At 62.1% G+C, this 15755-nt stretch carries 12 protein-coding genes and 1 pseudogene; 9 read left to right on the top strand and 4 right to left on the bottom strand.

The features are described from left to right. Positions 1-3 precede the first annotated feature (3 nt). Genes ACIOJD_RS27545 through dpdD form a run of 4 tightly spaced genes read left to right on the top strand, consistent with a single transcriptional unit; the run spans position 4 to position 7725 of the window. On the top strand, positions 4-684 hold the full coding sequence (locus tag ACIOJD_RS27545; RefSeq protein WP_401918411.1) for a hypothetical protein: 681 nt from the start codon (positions 4-6) through the stop codon (positions 682-684). After that, positions 681-5180: a protein DpdJ gene (gene dpdJ / locus ACIOJD_RS27540; RefSeq protein ID WP_401918409.1), complete on the top strand. Its 4500-nt coding sequence runs from the start codon at positions 681-683 to the stop codon at positions 5178-5180. Before ACIOJD_RS27545 ends, dpdJ begins: the two co-directional genes overlap by 4 nt. Next, positions 5177-5698 (top strand): phospholipase D-like domain-containing protein DpdK, encoded by a 522-nt coding sequence (gene dpdK, locus ACIOJD_RS27535; protein WP_401918407.1) that lies wholly within the window; start codon positions 5177-5179, stop codon positions 5696-5698. Before dpdJ ends, dpdK begins: the two co-directional genes overlap by 4 nt. Beyond that, positions 5695-7725: a protein DpdD gene (dpdD, locus tag ACIOJD_RS27530; RefSeq protein ID WP_401918405.1), complete on the top strand. Its 2031-nt coding sequence runs from the start codon at positions 5695-5697 to the stop codon at positions 7723-7725. The genes dpdK and dpdD overlap by 4 nt, the downstream gene beginning before the upstream one ends. A gap of 60 nt (positions 7726-7785) precedes the next feature. Here dpdD and dbpB (ACIOJD_RS27525) read toward each other — a convergent pair whose 3' ends face one another. From dbpB (ACIOJD_RS27525) to ACIOJD_RS27510, 4 genes are read right to left on the bottom strand one after another with little or no spacing between them, the layout of a single operon-like run. Next, positions 7786-8880 (bottom strand): DGQHR domain-containing protein DpdB, encoded by a 1095-nt coding sequence (gene dbpB / locus ACIOJD_RS27525; protein ID WP_401918403.1) that lies wholly within the window; start codon positions 8878-8880, stop codon positions 7786-7788. Positions 8881-8927: 47 nt separating this feature from the next. Then, positions 8928-10151: a tRNA-guanine transglycosylase DpdA gene (gene dpdA, locus ACIOJD_RS27520; protein WP_401918401.1), complete on the bottom strand. Its 1224-nt coding sequence runs from the start codon at positions 10149-10151 to the stop codon at positions 8928-8930. Then, positions 10148-11290, bottom strand: a complete 1143-nt coding sequence (gene dbpB / locus ACIOJD_RS27515; protein WP_401918399.1) for a DGQHR domain-containing protein DpdB — start codon at positions 11288-11290, stop codon at positions 10148-10150. Before dbpB (ACIOJD_RS27515) ends, dpdA begins: the two co-directional genes overlap by 4 nt. Beyond that, positions 11287-12108, bottom strand: coding sequence for a hypothetical protein (locus ACIOJD_RS27510; protein ID WP_401918397.1), 822 nt, complete (start codon positions 12106-12108; stop codon positions 11287-11289). Before ACIOJD_RS27510 ends, dbpB (ACIOJD_RS27515) begins: the two co-directional genes overlap by 4 nt. A 202-nt stretch (positions 12109-12310) precedes the next feature. On the opposite strand from ACIOJD_RS27510, the gene queC reads away from it, so the two are divergent. The 5 genes and pseudogenes from queC to ACIOJD_RS27485 form a co-directional block, all read left to right on the top strand. Next, a complete protein-coding gene (gene queC, locus ACIOJD_RS27505) occupies positions 12311-13006 on the top strand; it encodes a 7-cyano-7-deazaguanine synthase QueC (protein WP_401918395.1) in 696 nt (231 codons plus the stop codon). Between the two features lie 2 nt (positions 13007-13008). Further along, entirely contained in the window at positions 13009-13644 is a 636-nt protein-coding gene (gene queE / locus ACIOJD_RS27500; protein WP_401918393.1) for a 7-carboxy-7-deazaguanine synthase, read from the top strand. Further along, positions 13645-14001, top strand: a complete 357-nt coding sequence (gene queD / locus ACIOJD_RS27495) for a 6-carboxytetrahydropterin synthase QueD (RefSeq protein ID WP_401918391.1) — start codon at positions 13645-13647, stop codon at positions 13999-14001. 2 nt (positions 14002-14003) lie between these two features. Beyond that, positions 14004-14771 (top strand): GTP cyclohydrolase I FolE2, encoded by a 768-nt coding sequence (locus tag ACIOJD_RS27490; RefSeq protein ID WP_401918389.1) that lies wholly within the window; start codon positions 14004-14006, stop codon positions 14769-14771. Positions 14772-15004: 233 nt separating this feature from the next. Further along, positions 15005-15317: pseudogene (locus ACIOJD_RS27485) on the top strand (IS5/IS1182 family transposase); the annotation flags it as partial. Positions 15318-15755 lie beyond the last annotated feature (438 nt).

Genomic DNA, 15755 nt, shown 5'->3' with positions numbered 1-15755 from the left:
CAGATGTCCGTGTACGAGAAGGCAAAGCTGCTAGAAGATCATGCCTCCCGCATCGCGGATGGCGAAGAGTCGCAGCGTCAGGCCACCCGGGTTTCAACTCGGTTGATGGAGCTTCGGTCCCAGCTCAACCAACTACGCTTCCAGTTGGCCGTCACTCAAGCTCTGCAGGCCCGTGGCGCGGGCCTCGACATCGACATGTGGAGCATCGATGACGGGAGAGCGGGCTTTGAGCGCAGCTTGGGGCCCAGTGGCTTGCCCTCCAATCAGGTGTTCAACACGGCGAAGAAGAAAGCACAGTCAGTTGCTAATCGTCTTGGTGAAGCGAATCAAGCCGCTTGGTCCGTGTGGACGGGACAGCTACTCAAGGAGTTGCCCGTAGCGCGGATCTCGATGCTTCTCGATCCACGGGCCGAGAAGCAGGCATCCGCCCGCCATGCCGAGCTTGAACGTGTGGCAAAGGGAAAAGCGTCCCAGGACTCCATCACTAACTTCGCCATCACGCATGCGGGCTTGGCTGAACTACTTAAGGACGCTCAAGACCCGCCGCAGGCACTATCCCTTCTGCTGGATCGACTGCGCGAGCAGTCCGGTCTCACGCTCCACGACGTCACCGACGAAGAGATCGCGCTCATCCGTGAATACGGGATGGATGCCCACATCAGCCTGAAGAGGAAGGGCTCGTGAACGAGCGCATCATGGACCAGGATTTCACCAACGAACTCCTCAACCGCTTGGAAGACCTCGAACTACCACTGCTCTCATGGGGCGTGACGGAGGGTGCCCTCTCTGAAGGCGACGTGGTCGAATGTATCGAGTCTGTTCTCAGAGACCATCCGAAAACCCCGGAGAACGTCTCACCTCATTACGTACTCCAGGAAATGCGCAGCCTCGCTCTGATCTGGAAGGTGCCCTGGCCGAATGACGGGCCAGCGCGCTATCGCACGCGATTCGCCGAGTCACTCCGCCTCACGGCCGGACTTCGCCAGCTTTTCCGGCCTAGGGGCGACTGGGCAGACGAGACACCGAATGGATGGTGGCGTCAAGGAAGTCGCCTTGTGGCCGACTACCGGCTTCACACGCGGCATCGGCGCTACCCCAAGCGTGACATCTCTGCCTCATCGGCGCTCGAGCAGTTGGGCACTTCGCCTAGCTGGGGAAACCTCCAGGACCGCGTCGCAAAGGCCTACTTGGGTGGAAAGACTCTGGCGCCTTTCCAGTTGGAAACGACCCAAACTGTCTTTGAATGGCTGGCCCACCAGAACAAGTCCAACGGAATCATTGTCGGGGCCGGCACGGGTAGTGGCAAGACACTCTCGTTCTACCTGCCCGCCTTCGCGGCAATCGCTGCGCAAGCTCCGGGCAAAGTCCACACTCTGGCCCTGTACCCGCGTACCGAGTTGTTGCGCGACCAACTCAAGGATGCCCTCACGGAGGCCAGCAAGGTTGAACAGGCACTCGCGCAACAGGGCAGGCGCTTTCTGCGCATCGGCGCGCTCTATGGAGGAACCCCAACCAAGTCCACCGATTGGCGGCTGACCGAAGGCAGGGGTTCGGGGCGTTGGAAACGGTTCCAAGACGGATTCATCTGTCCCTTCCTTCCTTGCCCCAACGACGAATGCCAGAACGGGGAGTTGGTGTGGTCCGATGCGGACCGCGCGGCCGATATCGAGCGCCTCGTGTGCTGGCGCTGCCGGTATGAGGTACCCAAAGGGCGCCTTGCCCTTACGCGTAGTTCCCTGCGGAGCAGCCCACCCGATCTGTTGTTCACGACGACCGAGATGCTGAACAACTGCAGTGCGGACGGCAACCTCGACGGCCTTCTGGGTTGGCGCGGCGGGCAGGTTCCTTCGCTGATGCTCCTCGACGAGGTCCACACCTATTCCGGCGTGCATGGCGCCCAAGTCGCCTACCTCCTTCGAAGGTGGCGCGAGGCAGCCCGCAAACCGGTCACATTCGTTGGCCTGAGTGCCACGCTTCGCGACGCCAAGGAGTTCTTCGCACAACTAGTCGGTCTACGTGACAGCGACATCGACCCCATCGCTCCGTCCGAGGACAGCATGGTGGAGGAGGGCCGCGAGTACGCGCTGGCCCTGCGCGGCGATCCCGTGGCAGGGGCCAGCCTGCTGTCGACATCTATCCAGACAGCGATGCTCTTCGGCCGAGTGCTCGACCCAAGTGACGAGAGCTTTCTGTACGGATCCACCGGATTCCTGTTCACCGACGACCTTGACGTCACCAATCGCTTCTACAAGTACCTACGCGACGCGGAAGGCGACCAAGACCACCGCGGTGTCAGGAGCCGAAATGGCGACGTGCTTGCCGGACTGCGCTCACGCGCACGGCCTGAGCCCGAGGCCCGGTACTACGACGGCCAGTCGTGGGATCTTGTCGAGAAGATCGGCAACGAACTCGCTCGTGATCTGCGCATGCACCACTTGGTCATTGGTCGCACTTCTTCGCAGGATGCTGGTGTTAACCACAACGCCAGGCTGACTGTCGCCACCGCCTCCCTGGAGGTGGGCTTCAACGACCCCCGTGTTGGCTTCGTGCTTCAGCACAAGGCACCTCGCAATGCTGCCTCCTTCATCCAGCGTCGCGGGCGTGCTGGTCGTGCCCGGGGTACGCGGCCGATGACCGTCGTGACTCTCTCTGACTACGGTCGTGATCGTCTTGCTTACCAGGGCTACGAGACGCTCTTCGCACCAGAGGTTGAGGCGATCAAGCTGCCTCTACGGAATCGCTATGTCCTCAAGATCCAAGGGGCCCAGGCCCTTCTTGATTGGGCAGGGCGCCGCTTGCGCAGCAAGGGCTTCCGCTATGCAGACCCACGCAAGCTCCTGAAAGCGCCGAAGTCGGGAGCTGTGGACCCCCGCTTTGAACGCGAGCACAAGGCGCTCATCCAGGTACTGGATGAGTTGCTGAACGACGACCGTGTCCAGGACCAGTTCGCAAAGCACCTCACCAGGGCCCTGCAAATCTCTGCCGACGAAGTACAGGCCGTGTTGTGGGAACAGCCGCGATCTCTGCTCCTAGCCGTGGCACCCACCGCACTACGACGGCTCAACTCCGGTTGGAAGCCGCTGGTGGCTGACGCCGGCGCCGTGAACGACGCCGTGCTCCCCGAGTACATCACTCGAGCTCTCTTTGAGCCCTTGAATCTTCCAGAGGTTGATCTGGAGCTCCCATTTGACGACGGAGACGGAGCCGTCGAGCCGACGCCGATCGGGAGAGCCCTCACGGAGGCGGTACCTGGCCGAGTCAGTCGACGCTTCGGGTACTTGAACGATGACCATCGCACGTGGCTTCCTCTACCTGCCGAAGGCAGCGGCGTCCTGACTCTCACGCAGTTCGTCAGGGATGGCATGCCCGAGGGCCCTTGGCGGCCTCACGAGCACGGCGGGACCGAATTCGAGGTCGTCAGACCGAAGCGGATAGGGCTGGTCGAGCCAGACGGCGACATCATTGACCAGTCGCAGGGCGTCCCGGTGTGGGGCACACAGGTTGTTGCCCCTGACGATATCCGCTTCGACGAAGGGATGGTGCCAAAACCGTCCCCATGGCAGAGGCGAATCGACGCCGTCAGCTTCGCGACACACGCGGCTGGCAACCCTGTCGAGGTGCGACGCATGACGATCGGCGCCGAATGCACGGTCCGCCGTGAACGCCATGACAGCGAAAAGCAGTCCGTCCGCTACGAATTCCGCGGAAAGCCCGCTGCCCTCGGATTCCGCCTCGGTGTCGACGCAGCCTGTTTCAAGGTGCGCCCCTTGAATGTTGCGGACCCGGCGGTCAACCGGTACCTGAACTCGCCACAATGGCGTGCTCTCGCGTTCTCACACGCAGTCCAAGAAGATTCGACACTGGCCTATATTTCGAACATCTTCCAGCGCGAGCGACTCGCTCAGATCTACCTGACGGCATTCGCGCTGGCTGGTCTGGCTGCCGAGCGCACGAACGCGGAGATCCGCACGCTCCTCTCGAATGGGGGATGGAGCAGAGATCTGGCAAGGATCTTCCAGGTGCTCTATCGGGATGCCGACTTGTCCGAGGAGCACCTGGAAAACGACCGCCTCGTTTCTGAACTGACAACACTGGTCACCCAGGGCACCGTCGTCGAGGCCCTCAACCGAGCAGCCGGGCTCCTCGTTATCGAGGACGTGTCCGCAGACACGGCTGACTTGGCGCAGCGTGCCTACCGAGACACCATGGCCGCCGGGATCCGTACTGCCGCCCAGCGCGCATGCCCGAACGCGCAAGACGGCGACCTCATCATCGATGTCCTACCCGCCGACAAAGCGGATGGACTGACGACCATCTGGCTCAGCGAGACCTCCGTCGGAGGCCTCGGCGTGATCGAGCAGTTGATCGACTACTACTCGGCGGATCCCCGAAAGTTCTGGGGACTTGTGACGAGCAGCCTCGCACCCAGCGAATTTGAGTATGTGGATGCCACTTTGACGCGTCTCCTCGAGCACGTCACGGAGGAACCGGGGGGTGCCGCTGCACGCGCCATGGCGACGCTTCGCGCTAACGCGCCAGCGCAGCATGCCCAAGACGCACTCGGCGATCTACGGGAGGCATGGGCTCGATTGGACGGTCCACCTCGGCATGCGGCAGTCGCGGCGTTGTCCACACGCTTGCTGCGCCCGGGCTCCGGGCCCGACATCGACGCCGCGGCTCTCGCTCTTGTAAGAGCCTGGACTGCGCTCGAAGAGCGTCTGGGAATTGAAGTCGACGCACGCGTCGTGGCCTACGCCGTGGGATCGAAGCAACTCGAACTGCCCGGAATCCGTTCGCTCAGCGCCGACCAGGTCTTCAGCCTCCTGTGGCCTCGGGGTCACCAGGCTCGTACCCAGGACCTGAAGCATTACCAGCCGTACGCCGAAGCACCTGTACTGGAACGGCTTCTGGTTCAGGCAGCTCACGACGACCGGCTGCCCGAAGTCGATGTGACGCAGGCTGCCTGGGTTGAGTCGTACTGCAAGCACCTCTCAGCGACCTCCGCCGTCGATCTCTTTTGTCCCGCCGGCAAGGAGGATTCAATGGCACAAGCCTTGAAGCAGATTCCTGTCACCCACATTGACCGGGACGTTCTGCGCGTCTACGGAGAGGTTTGCGGAGTTCTCCGTCAGCAGAACGAACTCCGGGTCCGTGTCGAGCTGCGGGAGGCAGCCCAGTGAGGTCCCAGGAGCGCACAATCCGTACTGGGCTACACACGACGATGCGCGTCAACACCATGCTGACTTCGGCGCTGATCGCGGAGTTCATTGCGCCCAGCGATCACTTGTGGCTGGTGTCACCCTGGATCACCGATGTCCAGATCCTCGACAACAGGCACGGTGCGTACGATGCGCTGTTCGGCGATGTTCCACCCCAAAGCTGTCGCATATCCGATGCCATCGCCCGCATCGCTCACGGTGGTGCGAAGATCCACGTCGTTACACGCCCCGACGCGCACAACGACGACTTCCTGCGTCGTCTCATGAAGGCAGCAGCACCGGAGCGTATCCACTCGGTGCAGGATCCGAACATCCACGAGAAGACCTTGTGCGGCAACGACTGGATGCTCAGCGGCTCGATGAACTTCACTATTCGCGGCATGGCGAAGAACGACGAGAGAGTGACCTACACGGCAGGTAGTGACGCCGCTGCCCAGGCACGCCTGGACCTGGCCGAGCGGTGGGGAGATGCCGCGTGACTCAGGCCAAACACTGGACGCCGGAACGTATCCAGACCTTCCTCAGAGCATTCTTTGGAGCGGGCAACGACGCTTGGCCCGACATGCGCCCGGGCTACGCTCACAAGGAGCGCACCGAGCCCTTCGTCAAGGTTCTGCTGAGCGGCGGCGATGCGCCTATCGTCCTGCCGCGGTGGGATGCCGACAGCCAACAATTCGCCATGTACGCCATCGCACGCGACCGGGCTGACGTGACGAAGACAGCTGAGTTGATCGAAGCCTTCGCAGGGCCGACGTATATCTACTGCGACATGGAGCGTGGCGGCCTGCGCCCAGCCCGGCTCAATCCGAATGACCCAGTAGAACGCGCAATCTTGGACTTCGCCGGCGAGCGCGTGACCTTCAGGCTGACAACCGCGCAGCCCTCGCGTTACCGACAGAGCCTCACCGACGCGTTGCTCTTGATGCAGAAGACCTATACAAGCCGACCGCCCCGTCTGTGGCGTGCAGTCAAGCCCATCGGTCGGCTCATCGCGGAGTTCGATGCTGCTCTCGCGGCGGGCGGTGAAGCAGCTTCCCAAGATCTACTGGAGCAGTTGGCGGCGGCGGGTGGACTCACCGCCACGAACCTGGCGCACCTCAGACTCAAGCGCCTGGATCGCCTCGGCGTGAGTAACAAGGTTCTCGCTTTTCCGAACCTGCCGGACATCGTGCACCAGGATCCACCCGCTGCGGTGAAGGCCGCCATTCTCAACGCTGTTTACACAGTGGCCCTCGAGAAACCTCTCGCTACGCGAGACCTCGATGCGGCTAAAGAAGGCCTCATCGCCCACGGCAGGGTGGTCCCTGAACTGCTTGTCGGCGACCCTCGGTCGTATGGTCCTCAGGCGATGACCGTTATCTTGCTTGCTGCCGTAATTCTCGATGATGTGACAGTTGCTCGTCGGGCATTGGCGGCCATTGAGGAACTGGATCAGGCGACCCAGGTCGCGGCACTCGTTCTGAGCGAGGCTGAGCGTCTAGCGGCTAAGCCGGTGCCTGATGCGGTGGACGAAGCATCCTCGGAGGCATCCCCTGGCGCTGGTGCAAGCGTGCCCGTCGAGTCTTGGCCAAAGTTGTTCTCTGCGCTTGCTGATGGAAGCCCCGCTGGCAAACAGGCCGTCGAAGACGAAGTTTGGGCGTTGTGGCCCTCCCCGGCACAGAACGATGACGTTCTGGCGGAGTTCTTGGACGGATTGAGCGATGGCCAGGCAGGTGAACTGTGGCGTGCTGTCGGATCGTTCCTCGATGCCGTGGGCTACGACGAGCCGGCGCCGAAGAGCGCGCATGCCTTCATCCGCAACGCCGTGGCCTTCGGCCGCTACGGCCCGGGTGACCTGGCTGTGCTGCAAGCTCTGATGGACATCGCTCTTCGGGCCTCGCCCGCCGCCGACACCTACGGAGAGATCCTCAAGGACGTTAGCTCGGAATGCAGTCGGTGGATCGCTCCCGAACGAGCCTCAGCCGCCTTGGACTTCGTTGACCGCCTATTTCTTGCTGCGTGTCCTGACGTAGACGCCCGTGAGAGATTGTGTGTCGATCTCCTCGCACCGTTGTCCATTCACCGGCACCGCCTTGCGGAAGCTGATCTGGCCTTCGCACACCGGCTCACTCGTGAACTTGGCCTGGACGGTCTCGATTGGGCCGTTCCCGCAGAGGAGGGTGTCCAGGATGACCCCCTGGCGTCGATGCCACCCTCGACGCTGCTCCTGTACTCCCTGGACGAGGCGGTGCTCACCAGGTGCCGGGAGGAGTTGCAGAAGATCGCTCCTGCGGTGAAGGTCTCGACTGCCTATGACCACGTTGGCACGCCGCAGTTGCGAGAGAAGGCGCGCAGGTCGGACGTGGTCGTTCTAGCGACGCGTTGCGCCAAGCACGCCGCCACCGGTTTCATCACTCAGCACACTGGCAATGACGTGCCAATCGAGTACGCGAATGGCAGCGGCTCGGCGTCTCTCCTGCGCGCAGCAGAGCGAGGTCTACGGCGCACGATCGCCGTGGGCCCCTGACGCGCTGGTGGTCTCCCCGAGCTAATCGAGGAGACCACCAGATGATGCCGCAGAGTTTGACTACTTGCTGACTAGGGCCTGCAGGTGGGTGCTGAGCAGCCGCACGTCGTTGGCCGTGTTCTGGAGACCGTTCCAGCTACGTTCCTGGCCATCCGAGAACTTCCACTTGCCCGAGGTCCAGGCAACGTGGTCTTCCAGCCCTCGCAAGGTGATGCGGACCTTGTCCCAGTCGACCTTGTCGAAGGGGATGTCCGCTGTGAGTCGGTCCATGACGAAGCCCATGGCCTGGATGCCCACACCATGGGTCAACCTCGATTCCTTGGGCGACTTGCCCCACGCGTCCTCGAACATACTCGCCACTGGCGTCCAGAAGGCCAGGATATGCGCCAGCATTGCCTCCTCGTCCCCGGTACCGTCCTCAGCGTTCCGGTACTGGTACAAGGCGCCTTCGTAGATGCTGTGCTCCAGCATCCTCAAAACGCTGTTGTCCTTGATGTTGCCGGTAGGCGATGTGGGGCTGCTGATCCTGCCGCAGAAGGGACCGTCCCCCATATTCAGAAGGACCATGATCTTCGCAGCGAGTTGACGGCGCGCGTACGAGCGCGGCAACTGGCCGGTGGTATCAGGCAAGAGTTCGTACACGAGACCCTTGGGGAGTGGTTTGGTCGAGTTGACCAAGATGAACTGCGACCGCTGCTCTTGCTGAGACGCGATGAAGCCCACAGCCGCGACGGGGAACTCTGCAAGGTCAGCGTCCCTGATGGCCGCACTACGCTGCTGTCCATCCACGAGCCAGGCCGGCTTCTCGTGCTCGTCGAGTGACTCGTCGACGGGGATGATCAACTCGCCGGGGACTGCATAGTCGATGCCCTTGGAAGGGCTGCCCGGAACGAACTCCACCCGCTCATCGAAGGCAAGGACCAAGGCGTTTGGCAGCATCGCCCCTTCGGACTCCAGGTAGCGGCGGATTGCCCGGATATGACTGAGGGCCTCCGGTCGCTGGTACCCCTGCAACTGCTTCTCGTCATCGCGGCGAATTCGCGAGACGGCAGTGAAGTCGTGCAACTTCTTGCCATCGACCGCGAAGCAATAGATTTGTTTGTCGCCTTGACTTACTCGAAGGGCAGGGAGTCGCAACGTGTATCGGTCGGCCACTTCATCTCCTAGCTGGGCAGTTCGTAAAAACTCTGCGGTTCAGGTTTTCATGTGAAGTTGAGTTGACTCATCTTCGCTTGAAGGACAGTCATATTGTGGAACCCCCGGCGCTTGTTTCGTTCCGTGCCGCGGAAGATCACGATCTCGACGCCAAGGTCCTTGCAGAGGAGGCAGGAGCAGTGCTTCCAAGGCCGGTCGGCCAGGGTTTTCTCGTAGTCCTTGTGGTACTTGTCCCACTTCTTCTCATCGACGAGACGCAAGTAGGTCTCCAATGCTTCCATGGCCTCGCGCAGCTCTAGCCGCTTTTCGCCGTATTCACGAAGAGCCTGGAGGCATTCCCGTTCGGCCTTGATAGCGGCCGCCTGAGAGATCACCCCCGCCAGGATCTGCCTCTTGAGCGTGGGGTTCCCGTCTACCTGGGGTACCCGAACCGCCGGGTAAGTGCGCTCAGCGGTGTGGAAGTTGTTGCGCTCGTCCATGAAGGCTTGCCGGAACGCGGACGTGCTGTCGAAGCTGGCCACTCCGCGCTTGGAGAACTCCTCCATGCTGCCGATGCGTGTGATCCCCAGCAGATGCAGCTTGGTGTTTTCCTTGTCGCGGACTTCTTCGATCTTGTCTAGGCACGCCATGATCTCGTGCGTCTTGAGGGGGACCATGCCGCCGAGCGCGATGCGCTTGTACCCCATCCTCTGGAGTTGGGCCACGCTGTCGGCGTAACTGGCCGGGCTCCAACCCTGAGCCGCCCCGAAGGGAATGACGTTACTCTTGCGGGCCTCGATGCCGACAAGGAAGTCCTCGGCGAGCTTGAGCGAGATGCGGCGACGCTCGGCCCATGCTGGATCAACCTCGGAATCGGTGGCCGCCGGCTTGTAGCCGAAGATCACATGGTCGATGCTGACGCCCTCGTCGAACTGACACCCTTCATAAAAATCGAGAACCTCTTCAATTGAATACGGAGGAATCTTTTCGTCAATATAGTTGAACGCGCCACAATCCCCAAGACTGTCCATCCCCTCGGGCAGTCTGAAGAAGTTTCGGACGCCGAGGCGGTAAAGCCGCTGCCTCTGAGGGGCATTGTACTTGCCAGCACCCCTGACGGAGCCATCAACGATAGCCTTACTAACCAGTATTCCCTTATAGGGGGCAGGGGTGACTACCTGGTGCGCATAGCGGTCATCTCGCTGCCGGATGCGAAAATCGGAGTATTCGTCATTAAGGAAGTCGTAGCTCGGGCTGACTTGATCCTGACTGTCCGGAAAATAGAACTTCACGACGCGCTATTCCTCGACTGGAAGTAGATACGAATCAAAAGGTTCGAAAGGGTGCTGATATGCCGCGGCGTGTTCTGGAGCTCATCCCACGGGGTGTTGAGTTCAGGCCAGCGCCCCTTGGTCCATCGACAGTACGGGGCGATAAACTCCAGTTCGGCCTTGGCCCTCTCGTAGGCCTCCTGTGAACCTGGTTCCGCGACAGCCAACACCCGGTCCATGACTCGATCCATCAGGCGCCCCATCGACCGGATGCCAACGCCGTGCATGAGGCGACTCTTGGTCGGCGACACGCCCCAGGCGTCGGGGAAAGTGTCCCGCACCGCACTCCAGTAGGTGACGAGAATGCTGCGAATCGTGATGGTGTCGATCGTCCCGTTTGAGAGGTTCTTGTACGGGAACAGGGCGCCCGACGGCTTCAGAGATTCCTCGATAGCCGAGATCAGACTGTTGTCCTTCACCACGGCATTGGATCGCTTGTCCGAGGTGGTTGAGGCTTGCTTGATCAATCCCTTGAAGGGCGAATCGGCGTCCTGATTCAGAGCGTTCACCAAGACGGAAGGCAACTTCTTCGCGGAGAGCTTCGTCGGAAGTTTGGTGTGCACCTCTGGGAGCAGTTCGGTCACCAGATTGCCGGGCAGGGGCGAAACAGTATTGACGCGCAGGAACTGGTCACGCTGCACTTCGATGTCCTCGGCCACAAAGCCGGCCACCGTGACAGGCAGCTTGGACCTTCGGGTACGCGCGAGTGCGAGACTCCGCTGCTGCCCGTCCACGATGAAGGCGGGCCTGGCCGCAGTTGGTGACTCCGGCAGGGGAATCTCCAGCGTCCCGATCGTTGAGAGGCCATCTGTGCTGTTCGGCCCGCGGCTCCCCCTGAACCGCACCGAGGAGGGCAGGGCAAGGATCAAGCCGTTGGGGAAGAGCACATTTTCGCCGTCGAGGTACTCCAGGATCTGCTTGACGTGCTGCTTCTTTTCCGGCCGCTGGTATCCGAACAGTCTGCCCGCCTCGTCCCGAGAGATCCGTGCCACATCAGCCACGCGGTCGATCTCTCCTGCTTCGAGCGCAAACACATACAGTGGGATGCCCGGATTCTGCTCGATCCGCAGCGCTCTGCGTTTGATGACGTCTTCTGTCACCGCTCCCCCATGGTCCTCTTGTACAGATTGGCGAACCTGCTCTGCTCGCATGCTTTGCCGCCGTCACGCAAGGCCCGCAGCAGCCGCGTGCGGGAGATCCCCGGCGCCTTCGCTGCCTCACGCCTGATGAAGACGATCACGTCCTCATCCGACATGGGCTCACGGTTGTACTGCTCCGGCTTCATAGTGGCTGCCGCCCACTCATTCCATGCTTTCTGAGTGGCCGGCGAGGTGAGCGAGCCCACTCTCGAGTGCTCGAGCCACGACGCAGCCATGCGCACATTCAGGCTCGTCAACGTGCCCCCCAGAGCGTGACGCAGCCCAGCATCGGACCGGACTCGGTGGACTCCAGGGACTTCACGCAAACCGCCGATGAGCAGCGCCTCACCCTCGAGAGCCCCAAGGGCCAGGAGTTCCTCCTCCATGGCACTCGCGTAGACCTCGGACAGAGCCATGAGTACCGACCCCCGCTGGCCGAGTTCCTGAAGCGTGGCTCGGCCGGTTCCCGCTTGAAGGTGACTCCACCACTGGGCGTTCTCCACTGCAGAAGTCGCGACGGAGTCCGCATGCTGCCTGCTGAACGTTGCCGCATAGGCAGGTGCAGTTTCCGTCTCCGGCTCCACCGGCTGCAGGCCCAACCCGGCCGACGCCACCCATAGTTGAGTCTTGTAGCCCGCGTCCGAGGCCGCCGCCGTCAGCCGACGGGACCGAGTCCAGTGATCACCGCGGTAGAGATCCGTGAGCGCAGGCAGGGAGGAGCCGCCGCGCGCGGTTGCGGTGTGGATGCGCTGCTGCCAGTTACTGGAGCGTTCCTTCACGCTGCCCTTAGGTAGATTCCTGGCACACAGATCTGCGTCCGGCCTATCGACCTTGCGGTCAGTGCACGTAACCACCAGCGATAGTTGCCTCACGCAGATCGACTCCTGACAGCGATAACTAGTACTTGACTGCGGTTACTTTACCTGCCACTTATCACGCTAGGCTGCACGCGTACACAAAGGGCTAACTAGGGAGCAAGGCATGGAACGTCCGGCGATCGTTTTGCTGAGCGGCGGCCTGGACTCGACCACAGTTCTGGCCATCGCGAAGGATCAGGGCTACACGCCGTACGCCCTCAGCTTCCGGTACGGGCAGCGCCACAGCGTGGAGCTTGAGGCCGCGAAGCGCGTGGTCGAGGCCCAGGGGGCTGCCCGGCATGTCATTGCTGACATTGACCTGCGCGTTTTCGGTGGCTCTGCACTGACCTCTGACATTGACGTGCCCAAGCACGACTCCCTGGACGACACCGAGGAGGGCGGCGTGCCGATCACCTACGTGCCTGCGCGTAACACGATCTTCCTCTCGTTCGCTCTGGCGTACGCCGAAACTGTCAACGCGAGTGACATCTTCACCGGTGTAACTGCCGTCGACTACAGCGGTTACCCGGACTGCCGTCCCGAGTACATCGAGGCGTACGCGAAGATGGCCAACCTGGCAACCCGCGCCGGTGTCGAGGGAATGCAGAAGCTCAAGATCCATTCCCCGCTCATGGAGATGTCGAAGGCGGACATCGTGCGCGAGGGTCTGCGCCTGGGTGTGGACTACTCCATCACCTCCAGCTGCTACGACCCTGACGAGCAGGGGCGTGCCTGCGGTCACTGCGAGACGTGCCTGCTGCGTCTGAAGGGCTTCGCCGAGGCAGGTTCCACCGATCCCGTGCAGTACCAGGGCGCGTGAGAATGACCTATCTGGTCAAGGAGATCTTCTACACGCTCCAAGGCGAGGGCAGCCATGCAGGCCGCCCGGCGGTCTTCTGCCGCTTCTCACGCTGCAACCTGTGGACGGGGCTTGAGAGGGACCGCCAGCGCGCCATCTGCCAGTTCTGCGACACCGACTTCGTGGGCACCGACGGCGTGGGCGGAGGCAGGTTCGCCACGCCCGGAGACCTTGCTAAAGCCGTTGAAGACGCTTGGCCGTCCGAAGCTGCCGATCACCGCTTCGTCGTGTGCACGGGAGGCGAGCCGCTCCTTCAACTCGACGAAGCAGCCATCGAGGCCCTTCATGCCAGGGGCTTCGAGGTCGCTGTCGAGACGAACGGCACGCGCGTGCCGCCGTCGGGCATCGACTGGCTGTGCGTGAGCCCCAAGATCGGCTCCGAACTCGTGGTCACCAAGGGAGACGAGTTGAAACTGGTCTACCCGCAACCGGATGGCGACCCTGCCCAGTTTGAGAACTTGGACTTTAGCTTCTTCCGTCTCCAACCGATGGACGGCCCCGACACTGAGGCCAACACTCGTGCAGTGGTCGACTACTGCATGAAGAACCCGCGCTGGATCCTCTCTCTCCAGACGCACAAGTATCTGGGAATTCAGTAAATGGAAATCTTTCGCGAGTTCAAGTTCGAAGCGGCGCACCGCCTGCCGAAGGTACCGGAGGGCCACAAGTGCTCCCGACTGCACGGTCACTCCTACAAGGTGATCGTTCACGTCGAAGCACCCGTTGATCCCGAGGCGGGCTGGGTCATGGACTTCGGTGACCTCAAGCGGGCGTTCAAGCCGATCGAAGCGCGTCTCGACCACTACTACCTGAACGACATCGAGGGCCTGGAGAACCCGACCAGCGAGGTCCTGGCTCGTTGGATCTGGGAGCGGCTCCAGCCCAACCTGTCAGGGCTCTCTGCTCTGACGGTTCGGGAAACGTGCACGTCGGGCTGTACTTACCGGGGCGAGTGAACATGCACGACATCCAGAACGAGGACGACTCGCGCGGGATCGAGATCGACAAGGTCGGTATCGACGGTCTCCGTTACCCCGTGAGCTTCGAGGACGGCTACCTCCGCCAGGAAGGCATCGCCGACTTCGAGGTGACCGTACGGCTCCAGCACGACCGGCGCGGCACGCACATGAGCCGCATGGTTGCCCTCGTGCACGAACACTTGCAGCGATTCGATCCCCGGCAGTTGCCGACCGTCCTCAAGACCGGTGCAGATCTTCTGGATGTTCCCGCCATCACGGTGGCGATGGCGATGCCCGTCAGTACGACGGTGGTTGCCCCGGCGAGTAACCGTGAATCGAAGCAGGTTCACGACGTGCGTATCGAAGGGCATTGGGACAACGGCGACGTGACGGTGAAGACAGCCGTCACTGCGGAGGTGACAAGCCTCTGCCCGTGCTCGAAGGCCGTCTCTGACTATGGCGCGCACAATCAGCGCAGCCAGGTCACACTCACCGTGACCGGCCATGGTGACTCGCCGTATCCTCTGCCGGTTCAGAACGCCCTGCGGTTGCTGTCGTCCTCTGCTTCGGCGCCAGTAGTGCCGTTGGTGAAGCGCACCGATGAGCGTGTCCTGACTATGCAGGCGTTCGACAACCCGGTGTTCGTTGAGGACATGGCCCGCACAGTCAGCGCCTCCTGCAGGGATCGGAGTCTTCGGCATGCGGTGAGCATCCGCAACCTGGAGAGCATCCACAGCCACGACGCCATCGCCTACATCGCTGGCTAGCCTCCTCGGCTCGCATGAGGTCGATCCTCCTGGATCTCTGGCCCGCCTTCTGAATCGATCCATTGATCCGTCCGCTAAGAGGCAGCGATTCCATCGCACTGAACACCTGCGGGAGGTCGCACCAGATACTCCCGCTGGCAAGCGCTTCAAAGCGTTCCGGCCGGACAGCGAATCACACAATTTCCCGGTTCGATCAGGCCTATCCTCATAAGCGCGTTCCCGCATACGGGGCCCGTCCATGGAGCCTGCCGTTGGAGGACCGTGGCCGTCTGGTCGCCACGTACCGGCGGACGAACCTGACGCTGAGACAGCTCACCCTTCAGTCTCACAAGCGGTTCCGTAATGGCACCGTCCTGATCGTGGACGGAACACACCGGTCCCCACTCGCGACCATGCGGTCGCCGAGAGGTCCAAGAACTGCAGATACTCGACCAACCACCAGGTCCTCATCAATGCCGACACCCACTCGTCGTTCCCCTCGGCCGACCAGCTCCCGGCAACCACAACAACTGCACGGCGCGAGAGCTATCCGGCTGGCGAGCGGCTTCGCACAGTTGGAGGTCAGGTGCCGCGCCAATCGTGCGGACCCGGAAGCTAGTGCGGCAGTCCGACCCGGAGATCTACAAGGTCCACGTACAGAAGCATCGCGCGGGACGAATTCGTCCAGACCGTCATCCCCACGGTGGAGGACGAGGTCAACGAGCCGGACCCGGAAGACACCCAGCACGAGGAGGGCACTCGGCACACCATCTACCACGGCACCCTGCGACTGGCGCCCTGTCGGCTCCAGGTGGTTCGACCCCACCGACCCTGGCCGCTGGTCCATCGTGGGTCAATGGACACTGTGCCTTCGGTAAGCCCGTCCTGCTCGGCTTCAACGCCGGCCGCACCGTCCATGACCACGCCCACCTCGCCGACCGACAAGTCCTCGACAGCGCGCGCGATGGACGCTCTGCGCCGTATGCACGCCTGATCGTTGCTTCC

Origin of the sequence: Streptomyces sp. NPDC088116 (assembly GCF_044741745.1) — a bacterium.
In the GTDB taxonomy this organism is placed as follows: Bacteria; Actinomycetota; Actinomycetes; order Streptomycetales; family Streptomycetaceae; genus Streptomyces.
The sequence above is the reverse complement of the archived record's forward strand: the minus strand, read 5'-3'. Positions and strand labels throughout refer to the sequence as shown.

Bases quoted from the DNA above. Each gene is read 5' to 3' on its own strand.
- ACIOJD_RS27545 (WP_401918411.1), top strand. From the start codon at position 4: ATGTCCGTGTACGAGAAGGCAAAGCTGCTAGAAGATCATGCCTCCCGC.
- queC (WP_401918395.1), top strand. From the start codon at position 12,311: ATGGAACGTCCGGCGATCGTTTTGCTGAGCGGCGGCCTGGACTCGACC.
- queE (WP_401918393.1), top strand. From the start codon at position 13,009: ATGACCTATCTGGTCAAGGAGATCTTCTACACGCTCCAAGGCGAGGGC.
- queD (WP_401918391.1), top strand. From the start codon at position 13,645: ATGGAAATCTTTCGCGAGTTCAAGTTCGAAGCGGCGCACCGCCTGCCG.
- ACIOJD_RS27490 (WP_401918389.1), top strand. From the start codon at position 14,004: ATGCACGACATCCAGAACGAGGACGACTCGCGCGGGATCGAGATCGAC.